Source organism: Paenibacillus sp. FSL W7-1088, from assembly GCF_037969855.1.
In the GTDB taxonomy this organism is placed as follows: Bacteria; Bacillota; Bacilli; order Paenibacillales; family Paenibacillaceae; genus Paenibacillus.
Genome location: NZ_CP150216.1, coordinates 2640417 through 2664326 on the forward strand (window position 1 = coordinate 2640417; position 23910 = coordinate 2664326).

Genomic DNA, 23910 nt, shown 5'->3' on the forward strand with positions numbered 1-23910 from the left:
TTGTGCGGCATCAGAGAATAATGATAATCTAAAGGGACAGACTGCGGTTCGTGCCGTGAAGGAGGATGGATAGGGATTGGAAACCATACAAGTGGTATTTCTAACGGTGCTCATGTTCTTTGTCATCGTGACGGTTCATGAATGGGGACATTATTATTTTGCCAAACGTGCCGGTATTCTTGTACGGGAATTTGCGATCGGTTTTGGTCCCAAATTGTTCTCATATAAAAGAAACGAGACCCAGTTCACACTGCGTTTGCTGCCTTTTGGCGGATATGCACGTATGGCAGGGGAAGACCCGGAACTAGTAGAGATTCAAGAAGGTCAGACCATTGCAGTAAGATCAGCGGATGACCAAGTCAAAATGATCTACCTCGATCAATTGGATAATCGAAAAAATGTCATTCGTGGTGAAGTCATCTCCATTGATATGGAGAATGCATTGAAATTGCAACTTGATGTGGATGGCGAAATTCAGCAGTACCGGATACATCCGCAAGCGATGCTCGTGAGCCGTGGAAAACAAACGCAGATTGCACCGAAAGATCGCCAATTTGGCAGTAAAACGGTAGGTCAGCGGGCAATGGCGATTTTTGCCGGTCCACTCATGAATTTCATCCTGGCCTTTGTTTTATTTGCAGTCTATGCACAGATGGCTGGGGTTCCAGTTGAGAATCCGAAAAATCTGGAGATTGGTGAAGTGCTTGAAGGTGGAGCTGCCTACCAGGCAAATTTGCAAAAGGGAGATATCATTGAGACGATCAATGGTACTGCTATTGGTACGGATTCGCAAAAAATGGTGAGCATGATTGCCGATTCCAAAGACAAACCAATGGAATGGACACTGCGCCGGGGGAATGAAACGTTTAATATTACGATCACACCTCGCGCGGTAGAAGGCCAGGAAGGCGGCAAAGTGGGTATTGTACCTACCCTGCCAACTCGTTCTGTTGGATTCGTGGAAACATTTAAAGTGTCCGGAGTAGCCATGGTGGATACGACCAGAGTGATTTTTGAAGGATTCAGACATCTCATTAATCAATTTAACATGGACGATATCGGTGGTCCGGTGCGTACGTTTGAGGTTACGGGCCAGATTGCAAAACAGGGGATTGAGCAATTAACCAGATGGGCTGCCATTTTGAGCCTTTATCTCGGTATCTTCAACCTGTTGCCTATCCCTGCGCTTGACGGTAGCCGTTTGGTTTTCCTGGGGATTGAGGCGCTGCGAGGCAGACCTGTTGACCCCAACCGGGAAGGCATGGTTCATTTTGTCGGCTTTGCGATGTTGTTTGTACTGATGCTGGCAGTAACATATAATGATATATTACGATTAATTAACGGATAATTATGGTTTGACTACGCTCTGTTTATTCAGAGATAGTCGTAATGGGAGGACGCTGGAGTCTTATGTCAAAGGAAAATGATAAACAGTTCGTGACTGAAATTACACCTCAGGGCGAGGATTTCTCACGCTGGTACATTGATGTTATTAAAAAAGCTGATCTCATGGACTATGCACCCGTACGCGGTTGTATTGTTTTCAAACCAGACGGATTTGAGATCTGGGAACATATTAAGGATGAGTTGGATCGTCGTTTCCGTGAAACGGGCCATCGCAATGCTTACTTCCCGATGTTCATTCCCGAGAGCTTTTTCCAAAAAGAAAAAGAACATGTTGAAGGCTTCAATCCCGAATTGCCTTGGGTTACGGAAGCTGGGGGAGAGAAGCTGGAAGAACGTCTGGCAATCCGTCCTACATCCGAAACGATTATTGGTCACATGTATTCCAAGTGGATTCAGTCTTATCGGGATCTTCCGGTATTGATCAACCAGTGGGCTAACGTAGTCCGTTGGGAAAAAAGAACGTTGCCTTTCCTTCGCACAAGTGAGTTCCTGTGGCAGGAAGGTCACACTGCGCATGAGACCGAAGAAGAAGCACGTGAAGAAACGATGAAAATGCTTCAGATTTATCGTGAAGTGGTTGAAGAGTATTTGGCTATTCCGGTAATTGTGGGTCAGAAAACCAAATCCGAGAAGTTTGCGGGTGCGGTGGATACGTACTCGATCGAAGCCATGATGAAGGATGGACGTGCTGTACAAGCAGGAACATCACACTACATGGGAACGAACTTTGCAAAAGCATTTGAAATTCAGTATCTTAGCCGGAATAATGTGCTGGAGCTGGCTTACACCACTTCATGGGGGGTAAGCACACGTCTAATCGGTGCGTTAATCATGGTTCACGGGGATGACCGTGGTCTGGTTCTTCCTCCTAAAGTTGCACCAACACAAGTGGTTATGATTCCAATTGGACCGCCAAAAACACGTGATGCCGTTGTAGGCCGTGCGGACGAGTTGTTCGCTGAACTGAAACAAGCGGGAATTCGTGTGAAAATGGATGATCGCAGTGATGTTCGTCCAGGCTGGAAATTCAATGAATACGAGATGCGTGGTGTTCCAATTCGTCTCGAAATTGGTCCGCGTGATATGGAGAACGGTGTGTGTGTTCTCGTTTCCCGGATTACTGGAGAGAAGAAAGTTGTTGAACAAGCAAATCTGGTGGAAGAAATCCAGACGATGCTGACTCAAGTGCAAGCCGATATGCTGCAACGTGCTCGCACGTTTATGTCGGACAACTTCTACTCTGTAGATACGCTTGATGAGATGAAAGAACTAATGGAGAACAAACGCGGGTTCACACTGGCTGGATGGTGTGGTTCTGAAGCTTGCGAAGATAAAGTAAGAGAAGTAACAGGTGCAACAAGCCGAAACATTCCGTTCCAGCCTGCGGAAGAAAAGCATACGTGCCTGGCTTGTGGTGAACAAGCGAAACACACGGTAGTGTTTGCAAGAGCGTACTAAGTCAGGATAACCTGACTATATATATTGAACTAAACATTTACATGAGAACGTAGAGAATAGAAATAACCTGAAGAAGCGGAGCGTTCGCCTTTATCCCCGGATTTTCCCCTTTGTAATAGGGAATCAAAAAATCTGGGGATAACAGCGATCGGAAGGTTGTTCTGTTATCGGAGTGGTAAATGTAAATATTCTTTTGTTCAATTTATATAACAGCACTTATTCACCGTAAGGGTAAGGAATGGAGAGCTTCTGTCGGATAAAATGAGTCGGTGCGGGTTCGGATCGGGGACATTTTTGAATGCAGAGGCTTTTCCTGTTTTAAGGGGGTACAAGGAGGAACACGATGAGTGGATTCGAGGAGAAGAGAAAACGGTTTGAGTTGTTGATGAAACAGACGGAGCTTCCGGCTGGCCTGATGGAGCCCTACTTTTTGGATGGATGGATTGAACGGGTGGAGACAAGCCGTAGCAACCGCGACTGGACGATTGTGATTGCGAAGGATACCTTGGTACCTGCTCCAATCTATCGTACATTTTGCCTGCATATCCAGGAGAAAATGAATCATATTTCCAAGATTACGTTTGGATTCAAATATAGTGAGCAGGTCGCGATTGGTGATATTGTCAGTGAATATTGGAACCTGTTCCTTGAATGGGTTACACGGGAGATCCCATCTGTTAATGGTTGGATGAATCGTACCAAGTTTGAATGTGAAGCAGATCTGCTGCAATTGACCATGAGTGATGCCATGTCGATGGAGCTTGCGAAGAAGAAGCAGATTGACCAGGCTATAACCACTTTTTATGATAAATATTTTCAACTGCCTATACGGGTCAAATTGTTGGTTGGTGAGGTTGAAAGCAATAAAGAGGCGATGGAACAATTTCAGCTCAAGAAGCGGGAAGAGGAGCTTCAAGTTATTGAGCAGATGATGAGTGAAGTCGACTCGGAAATGCCTGAAGAGGAAGAACAAGGCGATGTTCGCTTACAAATGGGATATGAGATCAAGGAACCGGCTGTACCTATGCAGGAAATTCAAGATGAAGAGAAAAAGGTTACGTTGCAGGGAACAATCTTCGGTCTGGATCGCAAGGAATTGCGGAACGGGAATACCTTGTTTACTTTTTATCTGACGGATTTCACAGATTCCATGCAAATGAAGATGTTTGCCAAAACAAAAGAGGATGTCAAAATCCTCAGCTTGCTGGCTAATGGAAAATGGGTAAAAGTCCGTGGCCGTGTAGAATACGACCGGTTTATGCAAATTCCAGAACTGGCCATGATTCCTTCGGATTTGATGGAAGTAAAGGCACCGCCATCCCGTAAGGATAATGCAGCTGAGAAACGGGTTGAGTTCCATCTGCACTCTACCATGAGTACAATGGATGCCGTAACTTCAATCGACAAATACGTGAAAACTGCAGCGGAATGGGGACACAAGGCAATCGCCGTAAGTGATCATGGCGGTGTGCAGGTGTATCCGGAGGCGTCCAAAGCGGCCAAGAAAAACGGAATTAAAATGATCTACGGCCTTGAGGCCAATGTGGTAAACGATTCGGTTGCTGTAGTTATGGCACCACAGCCGTTGGAACTCAAATCAGCGACCTATATCGTGTTTGATATTGAGACCACAGGTTTGTCTGTAACCCAGAACAAAATCATCGAGATTGCGGCAGTGAAGGTAGTGGACGGTAAAGAAATTGACCGCTTTGCTACGTTTGTAAATCCACATGAGCGCATCCCATACAACATTCAGCAGCTGACTAACATTAACGATGAAATGGTGAAGGATGCACCTGAGCTAGAACCGGTTATTCGTGATTTTGTAGAGTTTGCCGGAGATGGCGTATTGGTTGCGCATAATGCAAGATTCGATATGGGCTTTATTCAGGCTTCATTGAAAAAGCTTGGCATGCCTGAGCTTCCGAATCCCGTTCTGGATACGTTGGAACTTGCACGACTCCTATATCCAAAAATGAAGAATCACCGTCTGAATACGCTGGCAGATAAATATAAAGTAGCACTGGAAAGTCATCACCGGGCGATTGATGATACGATTGCGCTCGCAGGAATACTGAATGGATTGGTTAATGATGCTGCCCAGATGAAAGGCTTGACCATGCTTGATCGGCTTAACGATTATGTCGGAGTTGATCTCTCGAATACGCGTCCATTCCATTGCGGAATCTATGCTTTGAATGATGTCGGCAAAAAGAACCTTTATAAACTGGTATCTCTTTCTCATACGGAGCATTTCAAGCGGGTTCCATGTATTCCAAAATCGAAGCTGATCAATTTGCGTGAAGGTCTCATTATTTTATCCGGTTGTGAAAAAGGTGAGTTTTTCGAGGCAGTGCTGAACAAATCACTTGAAGAGGCGGAAGAGATCGCGCATTTCTATGACATTTTGGAAATCCAGCCTCTCACCATGTACATGCATTTGGTGGACAAAGGGCTGGTGGCTACACCAGAGGAATTGAAGCTCGCGGTTCGTAAAGTAGTCGATATTGGTCAAAAATTGGGGAAACCAGTCATAGCCACAGGTAACGTGCATTATCTGGAGCCGCGCGACAAGCTATATCGGGATATCACCATTCACGGAATTACAGGCTTCAGCCCGCTCAAGGATCAACGTAAACCGGATGCTCACCTAAGAACGACGGATGAAATGCTGGAAGAGTTCCAGTACCTGGGCCAAGATAAAGCCTACGAAGTCGTCGTTACGAATACGGTTGAATTGGCGGATCGATTCGAGGAAATCAAGCTGTTCCCGGACAAGCTGTTTACTCCGATTCTGGAAGGTGCAGACGATGAAATTCGTAATACCTGCTATAATACCGCCAAATCAATTTATGGTGAGGAACTACCGGAAGTCATTGTGGCACGACTGGAGAAAGAATTGAATCCAATCATCAAATACGGTTTCTCTGCCAACTATCTGATCTCGGAACGTTTGGTTAAAAAATCGAATCAAGACGGCTACCTTGTCGGCTCCCGGGGATCGGTTGGTTCGTCTGTAGTTGCTACTTTCCTGGGGATTTCCGAGGTTAATCCATTGCCAGCACACTATATTTGTGTGAATCCGGAGTGTAAACACAGTGAGTGGTTCCTCGACGGCAGTGTGCCAAGTGGATTTGACCTTCCTGAGAAAGAATGCCCTAATTGTGGAGGCCGATTAAAAGGCGAAGGACAGGATATTCCGTTTGAGACTTTCCTTGGTTTTAAAGGGGACAAGGTTCCCGATATTGACTTGAACTTCTCAGGTGATTATCAACCGCATGCCCATAACTATACCAAGGTGCTTTTCAGCGAAAAGAGTGTGTTCCGTGCGGGCACAATTGGTACAGTCGCTGAGAAAACGGCGTTTGGTTTTGCCAAGAAATACGAGGAAGAACATCATAAGAAATGGCGCGGCGCTGAGCTGAACCGTTTGGCTTCCGGTTGTACCGGGGTAAAACGTAGCACAGGACAGCATCCCGGTGGTATTGTCGTTGTACCGGATTACATTGAAGTGGAAGATGTAACGCCTGTTCAATTCCCGGCGGATGATGTTAATGCGGAGTGGAAAACCACACACTTTGACTACCACGCCTTCGAAGAGAACTTGCTAAAACTCGATATTCTGGGGCACGATGATCCAACCATGATGCGGATGCTGCAGGATTTGACGGGTGTCGATCCTACAACTATTCCGATGAATGATCCTAAGGTCATGAGCATGTTCAACTCGACGGAGGCACTGGGTGTTACACCAGAGCAGATTCGTTCACCAGTTGCCACTTTTGGTGTACCGGAGATGGGGACGAAGTTTGTACGTCAGATGCTTGTCGAATCCCAGCCTTCCTCTTTTGCCGATCTACTCCAGATCTCCGGATTGTCTCATGGTACGGGGGTATGGCTTGGTAACGCACAAGATCTAATCAAAAATGGAACATGTAACATCAAAACGGTGATTGGTTGCCGGGATGATATCATGTTGTTCCTGATCTATAAGGCGGGCATGGACGCGAGTCTTGCCTTTAAAATTACGGAGAGTGTGCGTAAGGGACGTGGTTTGCCGCAAGAATGGATTGATGAGATGAAAAATTGCAAGGTGCCGCAATGGTACATTGATTCCTGTCTTAAAATCCAGTACATGTTTCCGAAGGCCCACGCGGCCGCTTACGTTATCTCGGCAGTGCGTACAGCTTTCTTTAAGCTGTATCACCCCATTGAATACTATGCGACATACTTCACAGTTCGTGCGGATGAGTTTGACATTGAACTGGTATGTCAGGGCTATGAGCCCATCTATCGGAAGATTGTAGAGATTGAACAATTAGGTTTCCAGGCACCGCCAAAAGAGAAGAACATGCTGCCTGTCCTTGAGATGGCATTGGAAATGGCAGCTCGCGGATTCTCGCTCAAACCGATTGATCTGTATCGTTCGGAAGCGACGAAGTTTATCGTTGACGGAAATTCACTTATTCCTCCGTTCTCGGCATTGGGCGGAATCGGGGATAATGCTGCACGCAATATCGCTGCGGCAAGAGAGCATGGAGAGTTTCTGTCGATTGAAGATTTCCAGCAGAAGTCCAAAGCAAGTAAAACAATTGTTGAGCTGCTAACGGGTATGGGATGCTTCCGTGGTTTGCCGGAAAGCAATCAATTATCCTTGTTCTAAAATGGCATTTTGCGTATCTAATTATGGTCTGTGATGTGATTACGTAAATTTTTCTTCATTAGTGGTTAAAATGACAGAGTGATCGCTTACTTGTCACTATTACCAGACTATGTTATAATTTTTGAAGTGAACGAGATAGTACGAATTTCTAAAGAGTGGGGAAACCCACTCTTTAGTCTTTGGTATACAAGAATCTTGGGTAATGAAGAAATTGCCAGTCCATATTTGCTGGTGTAACCTAAGTTGGAGGTTATCGGTTTTGAGCACAACGAACATTAAATCTACCGTGGAAGAAATGATCCAACCCTACTTGAACGAACAAGGCTTCGAGCTGGTTGACATCGAATACGTCAAAGAAGGCAGCAACTGGTTTTTACGGGTGTATGTCGACAAAGAGGGTGGCATCGACATCGACGATTGTGTCTTGATCAGCGAAAAGCTAAGCGCCAAGCTGGATGAGAACGATCCGATTCCAACCATCTATTTCCTTGAAGTGTCTTCTCCCGGTGCGGAGCGTCCACTGAAGAAACCGGAGGACGTTGCCAAATCCGTAGGCAAAAATGTATTTGTTACAACCTACGAGCCGGTAAATGGTATAAAGGAATTTGAAGGCAAGCTGCTTTCCTTTGATAACGGGGAACTTGTGATCGAAGCAGGCAAGAAACAGCATGCCATTCTTTATGACAAGGTTGCGAGTGCGCGCCTGGCCATTCTGTTTTAAGTGCCTTGTTCACTTATTAATGAAAAAAGACACATCTCACGATAACGGCAAGGTGCTCATGAGTTTAGAGCCTTTCGCCGTTTTACGTATGAGATGCCATGTTTGAAAGGGGGATCAACATTCATGAGTATGGATTTTATTGAAGCAATGAATGAATTGGAGCGGGAAAAAGGGATCAGCAAGGATGTGCTGTTTGAAGCGATCGAGGCAGCACTCATCTCCAGCTACAAGCGTAATTTCAACACCGCCCAGAATGTGCGTGTTGACATGAACCGTAATACGGGTGTTATCCGGGTATACGCCCGCAAATTGATCGTAGAAGAAGTTCTGGATTCACGTACCGAAATTTCATTGCCTGCTGCACGAGAGATCAACCCACACTTCCAGCTGGAAGATATTGCGGAGATTGAAGTTACGCCGCGTGATTTCGGACGTATCGCCGCACAGACTGCCAAACAGGTAGTGACCCAGCGGATTCGTGAAGCCGAACGCGGCCTGATCTACAACGCTTTCGTTGATAAGGAAGAAGATATCGTTACGGGAGTGGTGCAGCGTCAGGATTTGCGCAATATCTACATCGATCTGGGCAAAATCGAAGCGGCCTTACCGCTGACCGAATTGATGCCGAACGAGAAGTTTGTTCATGGTGACCGTATTAAAGCGTACATCACCAAGGTCGAGAATACGACCAAAGGGCCGCAAATCATTTTGTCCCGTACCCATCCGGGCTTGTTGAAACGTCTCTTTGAACTGGAAGTACCTGAAATTTTTGACGGTGTGGTCGAGATTCGCTCCGTCGCCCGTGAAGCGGGCTTCCGCTCCAAGATTGCTGTTCATTCCCGCAATGAGGAAGTTGATCCGGTTGGATCATGTGTAGGTCCGAAGGGAATGCGCGTGCAGACCATTGTGGGTGAGCTGCGCGGTGAAAAAATTGACATCGTTCGTTTCTCCGACCAGGTAGACGAATATGTGGCTAATGCACTTAGTCCTTCCAAAGTATTGGAAGTTCAAGTATTCGAGGAAGAAAAGATGGCTCGGGTTATTGTTCCTGACTATCAGCTGTCCCTCGCCATTGGGATCAAAGGCCAAAATGCCCGATTGGCAGCCAAACTGACCGGCTGGAAAATCGACATTAAGAGCGAGAGCCAGGCGGAACAGGAATTCGGCAGAGAGAAAGATTCTTCTTCGGAAATGCACCAAGATTCCGTCTCCGTCGACTAAAGTAAAGCACGGGGGGGCGATAACGTATGAAAACAAAAAAAGTACCGCTGCGCAAATGTGTGGCGTGTCAGGAAATGATGCCCAAAAAGCAGCTGATCCGTATCGTTAAAACGCCAGAGGATGAAGTGCTGATCGATTTGACTGGCAAAAAATCCGGACGTGGTGCTTATTTATGCGGCAAAGAGTCCTGTTTTAAGCTCGCACTCAAAAACCGGTCTTTGGATCGGGCGCTGAAGGGCAAAGTTTCACCGGAAATTTATGAGCAATTGGCAGCTGATTTCGTTGCGGTAGAGGACGAATTCATCGCAGCACAGGAGCGTGAACATGATGAATAATAAAACATTGTCTTATCTGGGACTCTCCATGCGTGCAGGCAAACTTGTAACAGGTGAAGAAATTGTACTTAAAGCGATCCGTTCTTCCGAAGCTAAAATGGTTATTGTTGCGGGTGACGCCTCGGCCAATACACAAAAGAAATTTCGCGACAAATGTGGGACATATAACGTTCCACTGGTGATCGGATTTGACCGGGATAGTCTGGGCTCAAGTATCGGTAAAGAAACGCGGGTTGTTCTTGCAGTAACGGATCGAGGGTTTGCAAAAATGATCTCCAAGCAAGTCGGTATAATGTCGGAGGTGGAGTATATTGAGTAAACAGGAAAACAAGGATAAATTGCGAGTTTATGAATATGCGAAGTCCCTTAATATGAGTAGTAAAGAAATTATAACCATTCTTAAAAAGCTGGATATTCCCGTAAACAATCATATGAGTGTCATGGAGAATGGTTCAGTCGGTAAGGTGGAACAATTTTTTAAAGATATAAAATCCACTGCCGCTTCCAAACAAAGCAACGAAGCAAAATCCGTTGCTACTTCGTCAGTGCGCAGTGACAAAACAGTGGACAGCAACAAGCCGGCCGGCGGAGTGAACACGCCGAATAGCAGCAAACCATCCGGTAGTCCCGTACAAACAAAAATACAACAGGAAAAGCAGGTAGGTATGAACAATAGACCAAATTCCAACAATAACAATGGCTCCCAAAGACCTAGCGGCCAAGACAGCCGCAACAGAACAAACTCTTCCCAAGGCTCAAGCCAAGGAGGACAATCCAGTAATCGTCCAAGACCAGCTCAAGGTGGACAAAGCAGTACAGCATCCCGTCCTCAAAGTACGGGTCAACGTCCATCGAACACTGGTGGCGGTCAAACAAGAAGCGCAGGACCGAACAGCGGTGGCAACACGGGCACTGGCGGCAACCGTACTGGTGGCCAAGGACAGAGCTCAGGACAAGGCCAACGCAGAGGCGGTCAAGGTAATTCCGGCAATAACAACAATAGCGGCAATCGTTCGAACAGCGGTGGCGGTGGACGTCGTTATGACGACAACCGTGGCGGCAACTTCCGCGGTAATCGTGGTGGCAAGAACAATCGCAACAGAAATCAACAACAGTATCAACAACGTGAGAAAATCGATAACACACCTAAGAAAATCATCGTACGTGGTGATATGACTGTTGGTGAAACAGCGAAGCTGCTTCATAAAGATGCTTCCGAAGTTATCAAAAAACTCATCGCAATGGGTGTTATGGCAACGATTAACCAAGAGCTTGATATCGAAACAATCCTGCTGCTTGCTGGAGAGTTCGGTGTTGAGGTTGAAGTGAAAATTGTCCTTGAAGATGACCGCTTCGAAACTCTGGAAGAGAATGATGATCCTGCAGATTTGCAATCTCGTCCACCGGTAGTTACGATCATGGGTCACGTTGACCATGGTAAAACAACATTGCTTGATGCGATTCGTTCAACGAATGTAACGGGCGGAGAAGCAGGCGGTATCACGCAGCATATCGGTGCTTATCAAGTTGAAATTAACAACAAAAAAATTACGTTCCTGGATACACCGGGTCACGAAGCGTTTACCGCTATGCGTGCACGTGGAGCACAGGTTACGGATATTACCATTATTGTTGTAGCTGCAGATGACGGTGTTATGCCACAAACCGTTGAGGCGATTAACCATGCCAAAGCGGCTGGACTGCCAATTATCGTAGCTGTCAACAAAATTGATAAGCCGGGTGCAGATGCAGATAAAGTAAAACAAGAATTGACCAACTATGAACTCGTTCCGGAAGAGTGGGGCGGCGACACCATCTTTGTTAACGTTTCGGCGAAACAAAGAATTGGTCTGGAAGGTCTGCTTGAAATGATCCTGCTCGTTGCAGAAGTGAACGAGTACAAAGCGAACCCGGACAAACGTGCCCGTGGTACAGTGATCGAAGCCGAGCTGGATAAAGGACGTGGCCCAGTTGCCCGTATTCTTGTACAGCACGGTACACTGAAAGTCGGAGATGCTTTTGTTGCAGGTAACTGTTTCGGTCGCGTACGTGCGATGGTGAATGACAAAGGTCGCCGTTTAAAAGAAGCTGGACCTTCAACACCTGTAGAAATTACCGGTCTGACTGAAGTTCCAGGTGCGGGAGATCCATTCATGGTGTTCGAGGATGAGCGTAAAGCGCGTTCTATCGCCGACAAACGTGCCATTACACAACGTGAATCCGATCTGGGTACAAACACACGTGTGACATTGGACGATCTGTTCCAACACATCAAAGACGGTGAAATCAAAGACCTGAACGTTATCATCAAAGGTGACGTACAAGGTTCGGTTGAAGCATTGAAAGGTTCCCTTGCGAAGATCGAAGTTGAAGGTGTACGCGTGAAAATCATTCATAGCGGCGCTGGTGCGATCACAGAGTCCGACATCATTTTGGCTGCAGCATCCAATGCCATCGTGATTGGTTTCAACGTTCGTCCTGATAATCAGGCGAAAGCGACGGCAGATCAAGAGCAAGTAGACATTCGTCTGCATCGCGTGATCTACAGCGTTATCGAAGAAATTGAACAAGCGATGAAAGGTATGCTTGATCCGATTTACAAAGAAAAAGTAATCGGTCATGCTGAAGTTCGTAGCACGTTCTCCATCAGTAAAGTCGGCACCATTGCTGGATGTATGGTTACCTCTGGTAAAATTACGCGTTCCGCGGAAGCACGCCTGATTCGTGATGGAATCGTCCTTTACGAAGGCAAGCTGGATTCCCTGAAACGTTACAAAGATGATGCCAAAGAAGTAGCTCAAGGCTATGAGTGTGGTATCACGCTGGATAAATACAATGATCTCAAAGAAGGCGACGTTATCGAAGCCTTCATTATGGAGACAGTACAACGATAAGCAAGGAAGCATGAGGTGAACAACAATGGCTAAGATTCGTACAGGTAGAGTGGGCGAGCAGATTAAGAAAGAATTAAGTCTGCTCATCCAGTCTGAACTGAAAGATCCTCGTATCGGCTTTATTACCGTAACGGGAGTCGAAGTTACAGGCGACTTGTCGCAAGCCAAGGTTTATCTGAGTGTCTTCGGTGAACAGGAACAAAAGGATAACTCGCTTAAAGCGTTGGCAAAAGCAAATGGATTTTTGCGTTCGGAACTGGGCAAGCGTATCCGTTTTCGACATGTTCCCGAGTTGATATTCAAGATTGACGAATCTATTGCATATGGCAGCCGAATTGAGAAGCTGCTTGGTGATATCGGTACCGACAAGAACGAATCCGAGTAACAGCATAAAGGAGACGGCAATGCACACTTATGAACAGGCGCTTCAGGACGGAAAGCAATTTCTGCTGGAGCATGATGATTACCTGGTCGTGTCGCATGTACAGCCGGACGGTGACGCAGTCAGCTCGACGGTAACGGTGGGCTGGCTGCTGTCATGTCTGGGCAAGACATTCACGATGATTAATGAAGGTGAAATTCCACAGCGCATGAATTTTTTGTGGGAAGCTGGCAAGATTGTGAACATGACCGAACAACCACCGGAACGGAAATATAAAGCGATAATCTGTGTGGATTGTGCAGACTTTTCCAGAGTAGGCCTGACTCGACATTATTTCGCAGAAGATGCTGTCATTTTAAATATTGATCATCATCCAACCAATGACGCGTATGGTACAGTAAACATCATTAAGCCAGATGCCGCAGCAACAGCTGAAATTCTATTTGATTTCCTCAACCTTTTCCCAGTGAAATGGAATAAGGATGTGGCTACAGCAGTCTATACGGGGTTGCTAACAGACACAGGTGGATTCCGCTATGCCAATACGAGTCCTAATGTGATGACCACCGCATCCAAATTGCTTGAACATGGTGTGGACGGACCTTATCTTGCACAGATTTTGCTTGAACAGGTTACTCTTCCCCAAGTCCGTATATTGAATCAGGCACTTTCAAGTCTGCAAATGACTGACGATGGCAGGATTGCTTGGGTAGTCATTACACCAGAAGATATGATCGCTTGTGGAGCAGCCAATGAAGATCTTGAAGGGGTAGTCAATTACCCGCGTAACATTCAAGGTGTGGAAGTGGGCATCTTTTTTAAAGTGATCAATGACAATGCGGTGAAAGTATCTCTTCGGTCTGCTGGCAAGGTTGATGTGGCCGCGCTTGCACAGAACTTTGGTGGAGGCGGACATGTTCTCGCAGCTGGATGTCGCGTAGAAGGCAAGTTGGAAGATATCGTCACACTCGTGCTGAAGCAGGTGAATACTCAATGGTAAAACCATTCGAAGGTATACTTCCGGTGTACAAACCAGCGGGATTTACTTCTCATGATGTTGTGGCCAAAATGCGTCGCATTCTCAAAATGAAACGTATTGGTCATACCGGTACATTGGACCCGCAAGTTACTGGCGTACTTCCGCTCTGTCTTGGACGGGCAACCCGTGTGGTGGAGTACATGCAGGAGCTTCCCAAGGAATACCTGGCAACGCTACGTCTGGGTCTGTCTACAGACACGGAGGATATGACGGGTGAGGTTATTGAGCGGTCGGAGAAGGCCGTTGAAGTGACAGAGGAACAGGTTCAGCAGGTGCTTGAGCAATTCGTAGGCACTATCTCCCAGGTTCCGCCTATGTATTCTGCGGTCAAAGTGGATGGGAAACGCCTCTACGAGCTTGCTCGTGAAGGCAAGACGGTAGAGCGCAAGAGCCGTGAAGTTACGATCTATGAGCTCGAATTGACAGGAATTGAAAATCAAGGCGACACTACGGATATATCGTTCCGCGCTTTATGTTCCAAAGGGACATATATTCGAACGTTATGCGTGGATATCGGCAAAAAATTGGGATATCCGTCTACTATGCTACACCTGGAGCGCACGATATCGGCAGGGATTTCTGCTGATCATTGCCTTCATTTTGAAGAAGTGGAACAACGTATGACTGATGGAACATTAGCCGAAGTGTTGATTCCGGTTGATGAAGCCATTTCGTCCATTCCGGCACATACGGTGGGTGCGGATCAAGCCAAAGGAGCACTTCAGGGCCAGAAATTGTCGGCGCGTTTGCTCGAACCGCCTGCAGAGCAACCTGGTCTACTGCGGTTATATGATCAGGATGGAACGTTTCTGGGGATATTTGAGCGGGATGAATTGAAAGCAACGGTGAGAGCTGTTAAAGTCTTTTTACCGGAATAAAGAGGTTCCTGGTTTGAGTGGTGGTACTCAAGCCTGGCCTATCAAGTGAAATGCAGGTGAATGATTGTGAAAACCGTAATGCTAACCTATCCGCAGACGTTACAATCGGCTGTTCAGGGCACACATCCCCAAGTGCTTGCGATCGGTCAATTTGACGGGCTGCATCTCGGACATGCAAGTGTCATTTTGTCAGCTGTCCGCATTGCACGCGAAACGGGCATGCAGGCAGCGGTGATGACCTTTCATCCTCATCCGAAGGAAGTTATGCGCAAAGGGGATTACGAGGGTTATCTAACTCCCTTGAGAGATAAAGAAGACATCCTGGCAGGGATGGGTGTAGACGTACTTTATGTGGTTGAATTCAATGAGGAGTTCTCAAAATTGACGCCGCAGCAGTTTGCACATGATCTGCTGCTTCCGCTTCAGACTCGAACAGCGGTCGTTGGTTTTGACTTCCGCTTCGGTCACAAGGGAGCAGGGGATGAGCAGCTTCTTCGCACATTGGGAGAAGGCGAAATGACGGTGGAAACTGTACCTCCATTCCTGTTAAATGGTGAGAAGGTAAGCAGTTCTCTCATTCGTGGCCTATTGAAACGTGGAGATATGGACGAAGCCAGCCAATGGCTCGGCCGACCTTACAGCATCAGGGGAATTGTAATTCATGGAGAGAAACGTGGGCGGACCATTGGTTTTCCTACCGCTAACCTTGAACTTACGGATCATTATGTTACGCCAGCGAAAGGCGTTTACGCTGTTCGTGTGCAGTATGGGGAGCAGGAACTGCGTGGCGTTATGAACCTTGGTGTGAAACCTACCTTTCACGAAAACGGGATGAAACCTACGTTTGAGGTGCACTTGCTTGATTTTGATGGGCAGATATATGACCAGGAATTAAAGGTTGATCTCGTTCACTACATTCGTGCAGAGCGAAAATTTGACTCTATTGATGCTTTGATCAGTCAGATTCGTGAAGATGCATTAACCGCCGCCCGCCTGTTAACCTAAGGCTCAGGACAAAATACATGTTTACATTTACTTTGTCTGGGCAACTATGATATAATGTACTACGTTGTCGATTGAGACAACAATAACCTTGGCTTGGTTACTTGCTCTCACCGGCGGTGACGAGGCTAATGGCGATTATAATGAAGGAGGTGAATAGGATGGCATTGACTCAAGAACGTAAACAACAACTGATCGACGAGCACAAAACTCATGAGTCCGATACTGGATCACCTGAGGTGCAAGTTGCTATCCTTACGGAAAACATCAGAAGTTTGACAGACCACTTGCGTACGCATAAGAAAGACCACCACTCACGTCGTGGACTTTTGAAAATGGTAGGTCAACGTCGTAAGCTTTTGGCTTACGTGAAAAACAAAGATGTTAAACGTTACAGCGCACTGATCGAAAAACTCGGATTGCGTCGTTAATTATCGTACATGTTTTCAAAATCAACCTGGCTGTTATCCGTCATTCCTTTGTCTAAAAGGACAAGCGGAGCTTACAGCCGGGTTGTTTTGTAGATGAACATGTTGCCATATATTTGTAGCTGATGGCTCCGCAAGGAGCTTTTGTTTTGCAAGTGAGCATGTTGCTGTGGAGTTAATGAATACAGGACAAGCAGGAAATACTGTGAAAATGCAGAATCCATTGTGTTAGGAACGAATAAAAGGAGGGATTTCATGGAACAGCGTGTTGAAATGCAGCTTGGTGGAAGAACGCTTACGCTTGAAACAGGGCGTTTGGCCAAGCAGGCTAATGCTGCCGTTAAGGTAACGTACGGGGATACCGTTGTATTGTGTACCGTGACAGCATCAAGTGAGCCTAAAGATCTGGACTTTTTCCCATTAACGGTAAACTATGAAGAAAGATTGTATGCCGTAGGTAAAATCCCAGGTGGATTTATTAAACGTGAAGGCAGACCAAGTGAGAAAGCAATTCTTTCGAGCCGTTTGACAGACCGTCCAATCCGTCCTTTGTTCCCGGAAGGTTTCCGGAATGATGTACAAGTACTTAATATCGTTATGAGTGTGGATCAGGACTGCGAACCGCAAATTGCTGCCATGATCGGTACATCGGCTGCACTGAGCATTTCGGATGTTCCATTTAGCGGACCAATCGGTGGCGTGAAAGTTGGACGTATTAATGGTGAGTTCATCATCAACCCAACGATTGCACAGCTTGAGGTAAGTGAGATTGAACTGGTTGTTGCAGGAACCAAAGATGCCATCATGATGGTTGAAGCGGAAGCGAACGAAGTTCCGGAAGAAATCATGCTTGAAGCAATCATGTTCGGACATGACGAGATCAAGAACATTGTTGCAGTCATTGAACAACTCGTACAAGTGGCTGGTAAAGAAAAAATGGCTGTGAAATTGCATGCCGTTAATGCTGAAGTGAACAGCAGTGTACGTGAGTTCGCCAGTGCTCGTCTGGTTGAAGCGGTTAAAATTGCTGAGAAACATGCGCGTCAGGATGCAATCGATGCCGTGAATGACGAAACCGTTGCTCACTTCGAAGAGAAGTATATTGAGACTCCAGAACTGCTCAAAGATGTGAAAGAAGTGCTGCACGATATCGTTAAAGAAGAAGTGCGTCGTCTTATCACACATGATAAAGTTCGTCCGGATGGACGTGGACTCGCTGAGATCCGTCCAATTGAATGTGATACTTCCCTGCTGCCACGTACTCACGGTTCAGGTCTGTTCACTCGTGGACAAACACAGGCACTCAGCGTTTGTACTCTTGGTGCACTGGGTGATGTTCAGATTTTGGACGGAATCAGTCTTGAAGAAACGAAACGTTTCATGCATCACTACAACTTCCCACCGTTCAGCGTAGGTGAAGCTCGTCCATTGCGTGCTCCAGGTCGTCGCGAAATCGGACATGGTGCTCTGGGTGAGCGTGCTCTTTCCAAAGTAATTCCTTCCGAAACAGACTTCCCATACACGATTCGTCTGGTATCCGAAGTATTGGAATCGAACGGTTCAACTTCCCAGGCAAGTATCTGTGCCAGCACATTGGCTATGATGGATGCAGGTGTACCAATTAAAGCTCCAGTAGCTGGTGTAGCTATGGGTCTGATTAAAGACGGAGATCATGTATCCATCCTGAGCGATATTCAAGGTATGGAAGATCACCTCGGTGACATGGACTTCAAAGTAGCAGGAACACCTGATGGTGTAACAGCTATTCAAATGGACATCAAAATTGATGGTATTGATCGTCAAATTTTGTCCGAAGCATTGGCTCAAGCCAAAGAAGGTCGTATGCACATCTTGAGCAAAATGACCGAAGTGATGAAAACTCCACGTGAGCAGTTGTCACAATATGCGCCTAAAATTACAACCATGCATATCAATCCGGACAAAATCCGTGATGTTATCGGTGCAGGTGGTAAAATTATCAACAAAATCATCGAGGAAACCGGTGTTAAAATTGATATTGAACAGGATGGACGTGTCTTTATCGCCTCTTCAAACCAAGAGATGAATGATAAAGCCAAATCAATCATCGAGGGCATTGTGCGTGAAGTACTGGTCGGCGAGATCTATGTAGGTAAAGTAAAACGTGTTGAGAAGTTTGGTGCTTTCGTTGAGGTGCTGCCGAACAAAGAAGGTCTGGTACACATCTCACAATTGTCTACAGAGCGTGTTGCTAAAGTGGAGGATGTTGTTGCCATTGGTGATTCCATTACGGTAAAAGTAACGGAAATTGACCCTCAAGGCCGTATCAACTTGTCCCGCAAAGCCGTATTAACTGCTGAAGCTCCGGCTCAATCATAGAATGCGTGCCAACTTTTTTATGAAAAGATAGATTGAATGAAGAGACAGAATGTGAATTTCTGGCTCTTTTTTTAACGTTTAAATACGTATATATAATGGATTGACTACAGATAAAGCCAATGAATCCAGCTTTGAAGATAGTTAACATGAACAGCTTGTTTTATTCATATTCTTGCTCTTGTCCTCATATGATGGGGACAAAGACGGCGGGAGGATGGAGCTGTGGGAAACCAATCCAAAAAGCTGGCGGCTGTTCTGGTGGGTATGGCAGCTGTCATACTGATCGGACAAGTGGGCAGTGTACGTACATACATTACGGAAATCCGTGATGGACCAGGCACGCAAAATGCATTTGATATGTTCAAAGAGGCAACCGGAGAAGAGCAGCTGTTGTCGGCGATCCGGGATAAAGCGGCCGAAACGAAAATCGCTCCGGTAAATGCCAGAGTGGATCGGGTCTGGAAAGCAATACCCGGGTATAACGGACTAGAGATTGATGTGGAAGCTACGTATCGCAAAGCACTTGGTGGAACGCTGAATACCAAGATAGCGTATGTCTATCGGCAGACTGTACCTGAAATCCAGCTTAAGGATTTGGGTGCACACCCGATTTACCGGGGAAATGCAGAGAAACCAATGGTGTCTTTCATGATTAATGTTGCGTGGGGCAATGAATTCATTATCCCGATGCTAGATACGCTGGATGCCGAAAAAGTTAAAGCTACTTTTTTTCTGGATGGAAGCTGGTTGAGCAAAAATGAGGAACTGGCCAAGGAAATCCAAAAGCGTGGACATGAGTTATCAAATCATGCTTACTCACATCCGAATATGAGTCAGTTGAGTAAGGAGCGGGCGAAGCTGGAAATCAGTAAAACCCAGGACCTGCTCAAAGAAAAGCTGGGTGTAGAGAACCACTGGTTTGCTCCACCTTCCGGTGATTTTAATCAACAGACGGTTGACATTGCTTCCGGCATGGGACTACAAACGGTGCTTTGGACATTGGATACCGTAGATTGGCGCAAACCAAGTTCTGATTCGGTTGTAGCCAAAATTGCCAAAAACGTAGAAGCCGGTACATTAATTCTGATGCACCCCACGGCTGCCTCTTCAGGAGCTTTAAAAGGAATGATTGATTCCATACGGGCCAAGGGTTTGACGCTTGGAACCGTTAGCGAAACGTTGTCATCGGAGCGGGTGCAGGGTTCAGCGGTTGAGTGAATGATGTTTTTTTGTTACTATCAAACAGTTGGAACCAAATGTCGATTTCAACTTGACGTTGAAATCCAGGCAATTATAGAGATGTAGGAGGGCCAACCGTGAAAAAAATTCAGCTGGGCAATGGCCTCAGAGTTGTCATGGAACAGATTCCGACCTGTCGTTCCGTGTCATTTGGAATATGGGTCAAGACAGGTTCTCGCAATGAGCAGCCTGTAAACAACGGCGTGTCCCATTTTATTGAGCACATGCTGTTCAAGGGAACGGATCGTTATGATGCCAAGGCGATTGCGGAGCAATTCGATGCCATTGGTGGTAACGTGAATGCGTTCACTTCGAAAGAATACACTTGTTATTACGCCAAAGTATTGGATGAACATCTGCCAATAGCTGTCGATGTGCTGTCTGATATGTTTTTCCGCTCTAAAATGGATGATGGTGAACTGCTCAAGGAGAAAAATGTCATTCTGGAAGAAATATCGATGTATGAGGATACGCCGGATGACATGGTCCATGATCTTATGGCCTTGGCCGCCTATGGCGAGCATCCGCTCGCTTATCCGATTCTAGGTACTGAGGAGCGTCTCAAGGCGATGGACTCCAGTCATCTGCGTGCATATATGAAGGAGCACTACACGATTGAGAATACCGTTATTAGTATTGCAGGTAACATTGATGACAGTGTGATCGATTTGATGGAAAAGCATTTTGGTGCTTTTGATGTCAACGGTGTAGCTGAACAGGTCACGCTGCCTGCATTCCAGAGCGGACAACTCTTTCACAAAAAGAAAACGGAACAGAATCATATCTGTATCTCGTTCCCAGGATGTAAGATCGGAGATCCGCTTCAGTTCGCGATGGTCGTGCTGAATAATGCGATTGGTGGAGGTATGAGCTCCAGACTGTTCCAGGAAATTCGGGAGAAACGTGGCCTTGCTTATTCCGTTTATTCGTATCATAGTTCCCATGCGGATAGTGGACTTTTCACCATCTATGCAGGTACAGCGCCGAAACAGACGAAGGAAGTTCTGGATCTGACCAAAGAGGTCCTGCACGATCTGGCTGTAAATGGGTTGTCTGAAGATGAGCTGCGTAAAGGAAAAGAACAGCTGAAAGGCAGTCTGATCCTCAGTTTGGAAAGTACGGGAAGCCGGATGAACCGTTTGGGCAAAAACGAGCTGATGCTGGGCAGACATCACACGCTGGACGAAATGATTGCCAAAATTGAAGAAGTGACGATGGACGATGTCGATGCTGTGCTGGACCTGATGTTTGCTGAGCCATTTGCTCTCGCTATGGTCGGTGCTTCGGATCGTACCATCGCTGGATTAAGAAGGGATGATTTTGTTGCATTACGTTCAAATTCAAAAGTTACCGGGCAATGAAGATATTAAGTTGCCTCAAAAAATGTCAGAGTTGGCCTCCGGCTTTGATGTAGTTGCGGCATTGCAGGAAGAGGTTGTATTGCAGCCGGGACAGCGTACGTTGATTCCTACGGGACTCGCGATGGCGATGCCCGCTGGATTGGAGGCACAGGTTCGCCCTCGCAGCGGTCTGGCTTTCAAACACGGAATTACTTGTCTGAACACACCAGGTACCATTGATGCCGATTATCGCGGTGAGGTTAAGGTCCTTTTGATTAATCTGGGTCAGGAGCCATTCACGATTGTACGTGGGGAGCGCATTGCCCAAATCGTCTTTCAAACCGTTCCAGCAGTTGAATTAACCGAGGTCGCTGAACTGTCGGAAACTGTACGTGGAGAAGGCGGATTCGGTCACACCGGAAAATAAAGGTTCTGAAACTACACTGTAAATAAGGAGCATCTTCAGCAATAAGAGCTTCACAGTTTAATTTACTGAGCATGTTCTCGAAGAGTCGTCCCCACGGGGGAGGCTCTTTTTCTTTTGTTTGAACGATAGAACCAATGTTTCTTTGCCTGCTTCAATTTTATTGTTTCACCCCCCTGTGGGCCACTGCATACGATAAGGCATACATGTGGTGAAAGGAGTGACGTCCCGATGCTGACCGGTGTCCGGATTATAGTCCTGGGCGGAGATGCGCGGCAGCTTGAAGTCATTCAAAAGTGCGCAGAGCTGGATGCTACGGTAAGTGTGGTGGGCTTCGACAAGCTGGAGCGTTCCATTCCGGGTATCGAACACCAGGAATTGGAGGACGATGTACTTGCTTCGGCAGATGTGCTGGTGCTTCCTGTGGTCGGGTGTGATGATCAGGGGAAAGTGAGCACTTCGTTCAGTGATACACCGCTTTTTTTGAAAAAGGAACATGTTTCGGCATTGCCGGAGCATTGTATTGTGTTCACGGGTATGGCGAAGCCTTTTTTACGTGATTTGTGCCGGGAAAATGGTCTGCGACTTGTTGAAGTGCTCGATCGTGATGATATCGCGCTCTACAACTCCATTCCGACAGCCGAAGGCGCTATTGCCATGGCGATTCGGGAGACGGACTTCACGATCCACGGCTCGGAATGTATTGTGCTTGGCTTGGGTCGAACAGGTTTCACAATGGCCAAAACGCTTCAGGGACTTGGGGCAAATGTACGGGTGGGAATCAGGCAAGAAGAGGATGCTGCTCGAGCAGCCATAATGGGCTGGAAGCCTTTCATGACAACGGATTTGGTCGCTCAAACCGGGGAAGTTGACTTGCTTTTTAATACGATACCGACTATGATAATCACAGCACAAATTCTGTCCAAAATGCCGCAAAAAGCAGTCATTATCGACCTCGCATCCGCTCCTGGCGGCTGTGATTTCAGGTATGCCGAAAAGCGCGGTATCAAAGCGCTGCTTGCGCCTGGCCTCCCCGGCATTGTTGCTCCCAAAACGGCTGGCGGCATTATTGCCGACGTGTTAATCCGTTTGCTTTTGGAAGAACAAAACGCACGGGAGGTTGAACAATGAACTGGCAGGGAAAAACGGTAGGTTACGCAATTACAGGTTCTCATTGTACGTTTGAAGAGGTTATGCCGGTGATTAGCCGCTTCGTGGCCGAAGGTGCCAATGTTGTCCCGATTATATCCAACTCGGTTCTGACTACGGATACACGCTTTGGGACCGCGCAAAATTGGCAAAAACAGTTGAAAGATATAACGGGGAATGATATCATTTCTACAATTGTTGAGGCAGAGCCGTTAGGTCCTTCCAAGCTGCTCGATGTGCTCGTCATTGCTCCATGCACAGGGAACACGACGAGCAAGCTGGCTAACGCGATGACGGACAGTCCGGTTTTAATGGCAGCCAAAGCTCAGATGCGAAATCAGCGTCCGCTTGTACTCGCCATTTCCACCAATGACGGTCTCGGGTTGAATGCGGCGAACATCGCCAAACTGCTGGTGGCCAAATATGTGTATTTTGTGCCATTTGGGCAGGATGATCCGGTGAAAAAACCGAATTCGTTAGTGGCGAAAATGGAGCTGATTCCGGAGGCATGCTGGAGTGCGCTTGAAGGCAAACAGTTGCAGCCAATGATTGTGCAGCGTTCTGCACAGGCTTGATGTTTATTGGGTCCGCCGTAACATCTGTTTGTTTTCAGACAGGGTTCTGAACAGACTTAGTTTCGGGGATAACGGTTATACGCTTGAAGAAATGAAGATGGTTCGAGAGACAAAGAAAATCATGAGGGACGTTATGCTGGCATAAACAGCTACCTGTGTCCACGTTCCTTTCATAAAAGGGAATTCCTGCTTGCAATGATGAAGTCAGGCAAGCGGGATCAGTGCACGGGGAACGTGTGCGTCATGATCTCGATAACAACCGCGGCCTTCATCCGGGATTGTTTCCAACAATCTTTGATGAGGAGCGGCATGAAATGCCGTATAAATAGCTGAAATTATCGCATCGGAACGCTCCCTAGGGTGATCCATTTGTTGATTTGACCCGTGTCCAGTCTTC

Annotated in this window: 19 protein-coding genes; all 19 read left to right on the forward strand. The window is 46.7% G+C overall.

Annotation, left to right across the window (positions count from 1 at the left end; translation table 11 throughout):
- The first annotated feature begins 76 nt into the window (after positions 1-76).
- A complete protein-coding gene (gene rseP / locus MKY42_RS12170; RefSeq protein WP_076289526.1) occupies positions 77-1348 on the forward strand; it encodes an RIP metalloprotease RseP in 1272 nt (423 codons plus the stop codon).
- Positions 1349-1410: 62 nt separating this feature from the next.
- Positions 1411-2865 (forward strand): proline--tRNA ligase, encoded by a 1455-nt coding sequence (gene proS / locus MKY42_RS12175; RefSeq protein WP_090896017.1) that lies wholly within the window; start codon positions 1411-1413, stop codon positions 2863-2865.
- A 343-nt stretch (positions 2866-3208) separates the two neighbouring features.
- Complete coding sequence (locus MKY42_RS12180) at positions 3209-7528, forward strand: PolC-type DNA polymerase III (protein ID WP_179265156.1); 4320 nt, start codon at positions 3209-3211, stop codon at positions 7526-7528.
- Between the two features lie 259 nt (positions 7529-7787).
- Entirely contained in the window at positions 7788-8249 is a 462-nt protein-coding gene (gene rimP / locus MKY42_RS12185; protein WP_024630253.1) for a ribosome maturation factor RimP, read from the forward strand.
- 123 nt (positions 8250-8372) lie between these two features.
- Positions 8373-9470, forward strand: coding sequence for a transcription termination factor NusA (gene nusA, locus MKY42_RS12190; RefSeq protein ID WP_062326087.1), 1098 nt, complete (start codon positions 8373-8375; stop codon positions 9468-9470).
- Positions 9471-9496: 26 nt separating this feature from the next.
- Entirely contained in the window at positions 9497-9805 is a 309-nt protein-coding gene (locus MKY42_RS12195) for a YlxR family protein (RefSeq protein WP_053783828.1), read from the forward strand.
- Positions 9795-10124: a YlxQ family RNA-binding protein gene (locus MKY42_RS12200; RefSeq protein WP_090896021.1), complete on the forward strand. Its 330-nt coding sequence runs from the start codon at positions 9795-9797 to the stop codon at positions 10122-10124. Before MKY42_RS12195 ends, MKY42_RS12200 begins: the two co-directional genes overlap by 11 nt.
- On the forward strand, positions 10117-12699 hold the full coding sequence (gene infB / locus MKY42_RS12205) for a translation initiation factor IF-2 (RefSeq protein ID WP_090896024.1): 2583 nt from the start codon (positions 10117-10119) through the stop codon (positions 12697-12699). The genes MKY42_RS12200 and infB overlap by 8 nt, the downstream gene beginning before the upstream one ends.
- Before the next feature lie 25 nt (positions 12700-12724).
- A complete protein-coding gene (gene rbfA, locus MKY42_RS12210) occupies positions 12725-13084 on the forward strand; it encodes a 30S ribosome-binding factor RbfA (protein WP_062326091.1) in 360 nt (119 codons plus the stop codon).
- Positions 13085-13103: 19 nt separating this feature from the next.
- Positions 13104-14081 (forward strand): bifunctional oligoribonuclease/PAP phosphatase NrnA, encoded by a 978-nt coding sequence (locus tag MKY42_RS12215; protein ID WP_090896026.1) that lies wholly within the window; start codon positions 13104-13106, stop codon positions 14079-14081.
- A complete protein-coding gene (gene truB / locus MKY42_RS12220; RefSeq protein ID WP_090896029.1) occupies positions 14075-14998 on the forward strand; it encodes a tRNA pseudouridine(55) synthase TruB in 924 nt (307 codons plus the stop codon). The genes MKY42_RS12215 and truB overlap by 7 nt, the downstream gene beginning before the upstream one ends.
- Positions 14999-15076: 78 nt before the next feature.
- On the forward strand, positions 15077-16003 hold the full coding sequence (locus tag MKY42_RS12225) for a bifunctional riboflavin kinase/FAD synthetase (RefSeq protein WP_339852869.1): 927 nt from the start codon (positions 15077-15079) through the stop codon (positions 16001-16003).
- Positions 16004-16161: 158 nt separating this feature from the next.
- Positions 16162-16431, forward strand: a complete 270-nt coding sequence (rpsO, locus tag MKY42_RS12230) for a 30S ribosomal protein S15 (protein WP_056700672.1) — start codon at positions 16162-16164, stop codon at positions 16429-16431.
- A 252-nt stretch (positions 16432-16683) separates the two neighbouring features.
- Entirely contained in the window at positions 16684-18786 is a 2103-nt protein-coding gene (pnp, locus tag MKY42_RS12235; RefSeq protein ID WP_090896032.1) for a polyribonucleotide nucleotidyltransferase, read from the forward strand.
- A 222-nt stretch (positions 18787-19008) separates the two neighbouring features.
- Positions 19009-20004: a polysaccharide deacetylase family protein gene (locus MKY42_RS12240; protein WP_257031450.1), complete on the forward strand. Its 996-nt coding sequence runs from the start codon at positions 19009-19011 to the stop codon at positions 20002-20004.
- Positions 20005-20102: 98 nt separating this feature from the next.
- On the forward strand, positions 20103-21386 hold the full coding sequence (locus MKY42_RS12245) for a pitrilysin family protein (protein ID WP_090896036.1): 1284 nt from the start codon (positions 20103-20105) through the stop codon (positions 21384-21386).
- Entirely contained in the window at positions 21346-21792 is a 447-nt protein-coding gene (gene dut / locus MKY42_RS12250; RefSeq protein WP_170867769.1) for a dUTP diphosphatase, read from the forward strand. Before MKY42_RS12245 ends, dut begins: the two co-directional genes overlap by 41 nt.
- A gap of 228 nt (positions 21793-22020) precedes the next feature.
- Positions 22021-22920 carry a dipicolinate synthase subunit DpsA gene (gene dpsA / locus MKY42_RS12255; RefSeq protein WP_179265155.1) on the forward strand — a complete coding sequence of 300 codons (900 nt, stop codon included), beginning with the start codon at positions 22021-22023 and terminating at the stop codon, positions 22918-22920.
- A complete protein-coding gene (locus MKY42_RS12260) occupies positions 22917-23513 on the forward strand; it encodes a dipicolinate synthase subunit B (RefSeq protein WP_109999853.1) in 597 nt (198 codons plus the stop codon). The genes dpsA and MKY42_RS12260 overlap by 4 nt, the downstream gene beginning before the upstream one ends.
- Positions 23514-23910 lie beyond the last annotated feature (397 nt).

Bases quoted from the DNA above. Each gene is read 5' to 3' on its own strand.
- proS (WP_090896017.1), top strand. From the start codon at position 1,411: ATGTCAAAGGAAAATGATAAACAGTTCGTGACTGAAATTACACCTCAG.
- MKY42_RS12180 (WP_179265156.1), top strand. From the start codon at position 3,209: ATGAGTGGATTCGAGGAGAAGAGAAAACGGTTTGAGTTGTTGATGAAA.
- nusA (WP_062326087.1), top strand. From the start codon at position 8,373: ATGAGTATGGATTTTATTGAAGCAATGAATGAATTGGAGCGGGAAAAA.
- MKY42_RS12195 (WP_053783828.1), top strand. From the start codon at position 9,497: ATGAAAACAAAAAAAGTACCGCTGCGCAAATGTGTGGCGTGTCAGGAA.
- MKY42_RS12200 (WP_090896021.1), top strand. From the start codon at position 9,795: ATGATGAATAATAAAACATTGTCTTATCTGGGACTCTCCATGCGTGCA.
- rbfA (WP_062326091.1), top strand. From the start codon at position 12,725: ATGGCTAAGATTCGTACAGGTAGAGTGGGCGAGCAGATTAAGAAAGAA.
- MKY42_RS12215 (WP_090896026.1), top strand. From the start codon at position 13,104: ATGCACACTTATGAACAGGCGCTTCAGGACGGAAAGCAATTTCTGCTG.
- truB (WP_090896029.1), top strand. From the start codon at position 14,075: ATGGTAAAACCATTCGAAGGTATACTTCCGGTGTACAAACCAGCGGGA.
- MKY42_RS12225 (WP_339852869.1), top strand. From the start codon at position 15,077: ATGCTAACCTATCCGCAGACGTTACAATCGGCTGTTCAGGGCACACAT.
- rpsO (WP_056700672.1), top strand. From the start codon at position 16,162: ATGGCATTGACTCAAGAACGTAAACAACAACTGATCGACGAGCACAAA.
- pnp (WP_090896032.1), top strand. From the start codon at position 16,684: ATGGAACAGCGTGTTGAAATGCAGCTTGGTGGAAGAACGCTTACGCTT.
- dpsA (WP_179265155.1), top strand. From the start codon at position 22,021: ATGCTGACCGGTGTCCGGATTATAGTCCTGGGCGGAGATGCGCGGCAG.
- MKY42_RS12260 (WP_109999853.1), top strand. From the start codon at position 22,917: ATGAACTGGCAGGGAAAAACGGTAGGTTACGCAATTACAGGTTCTCAT.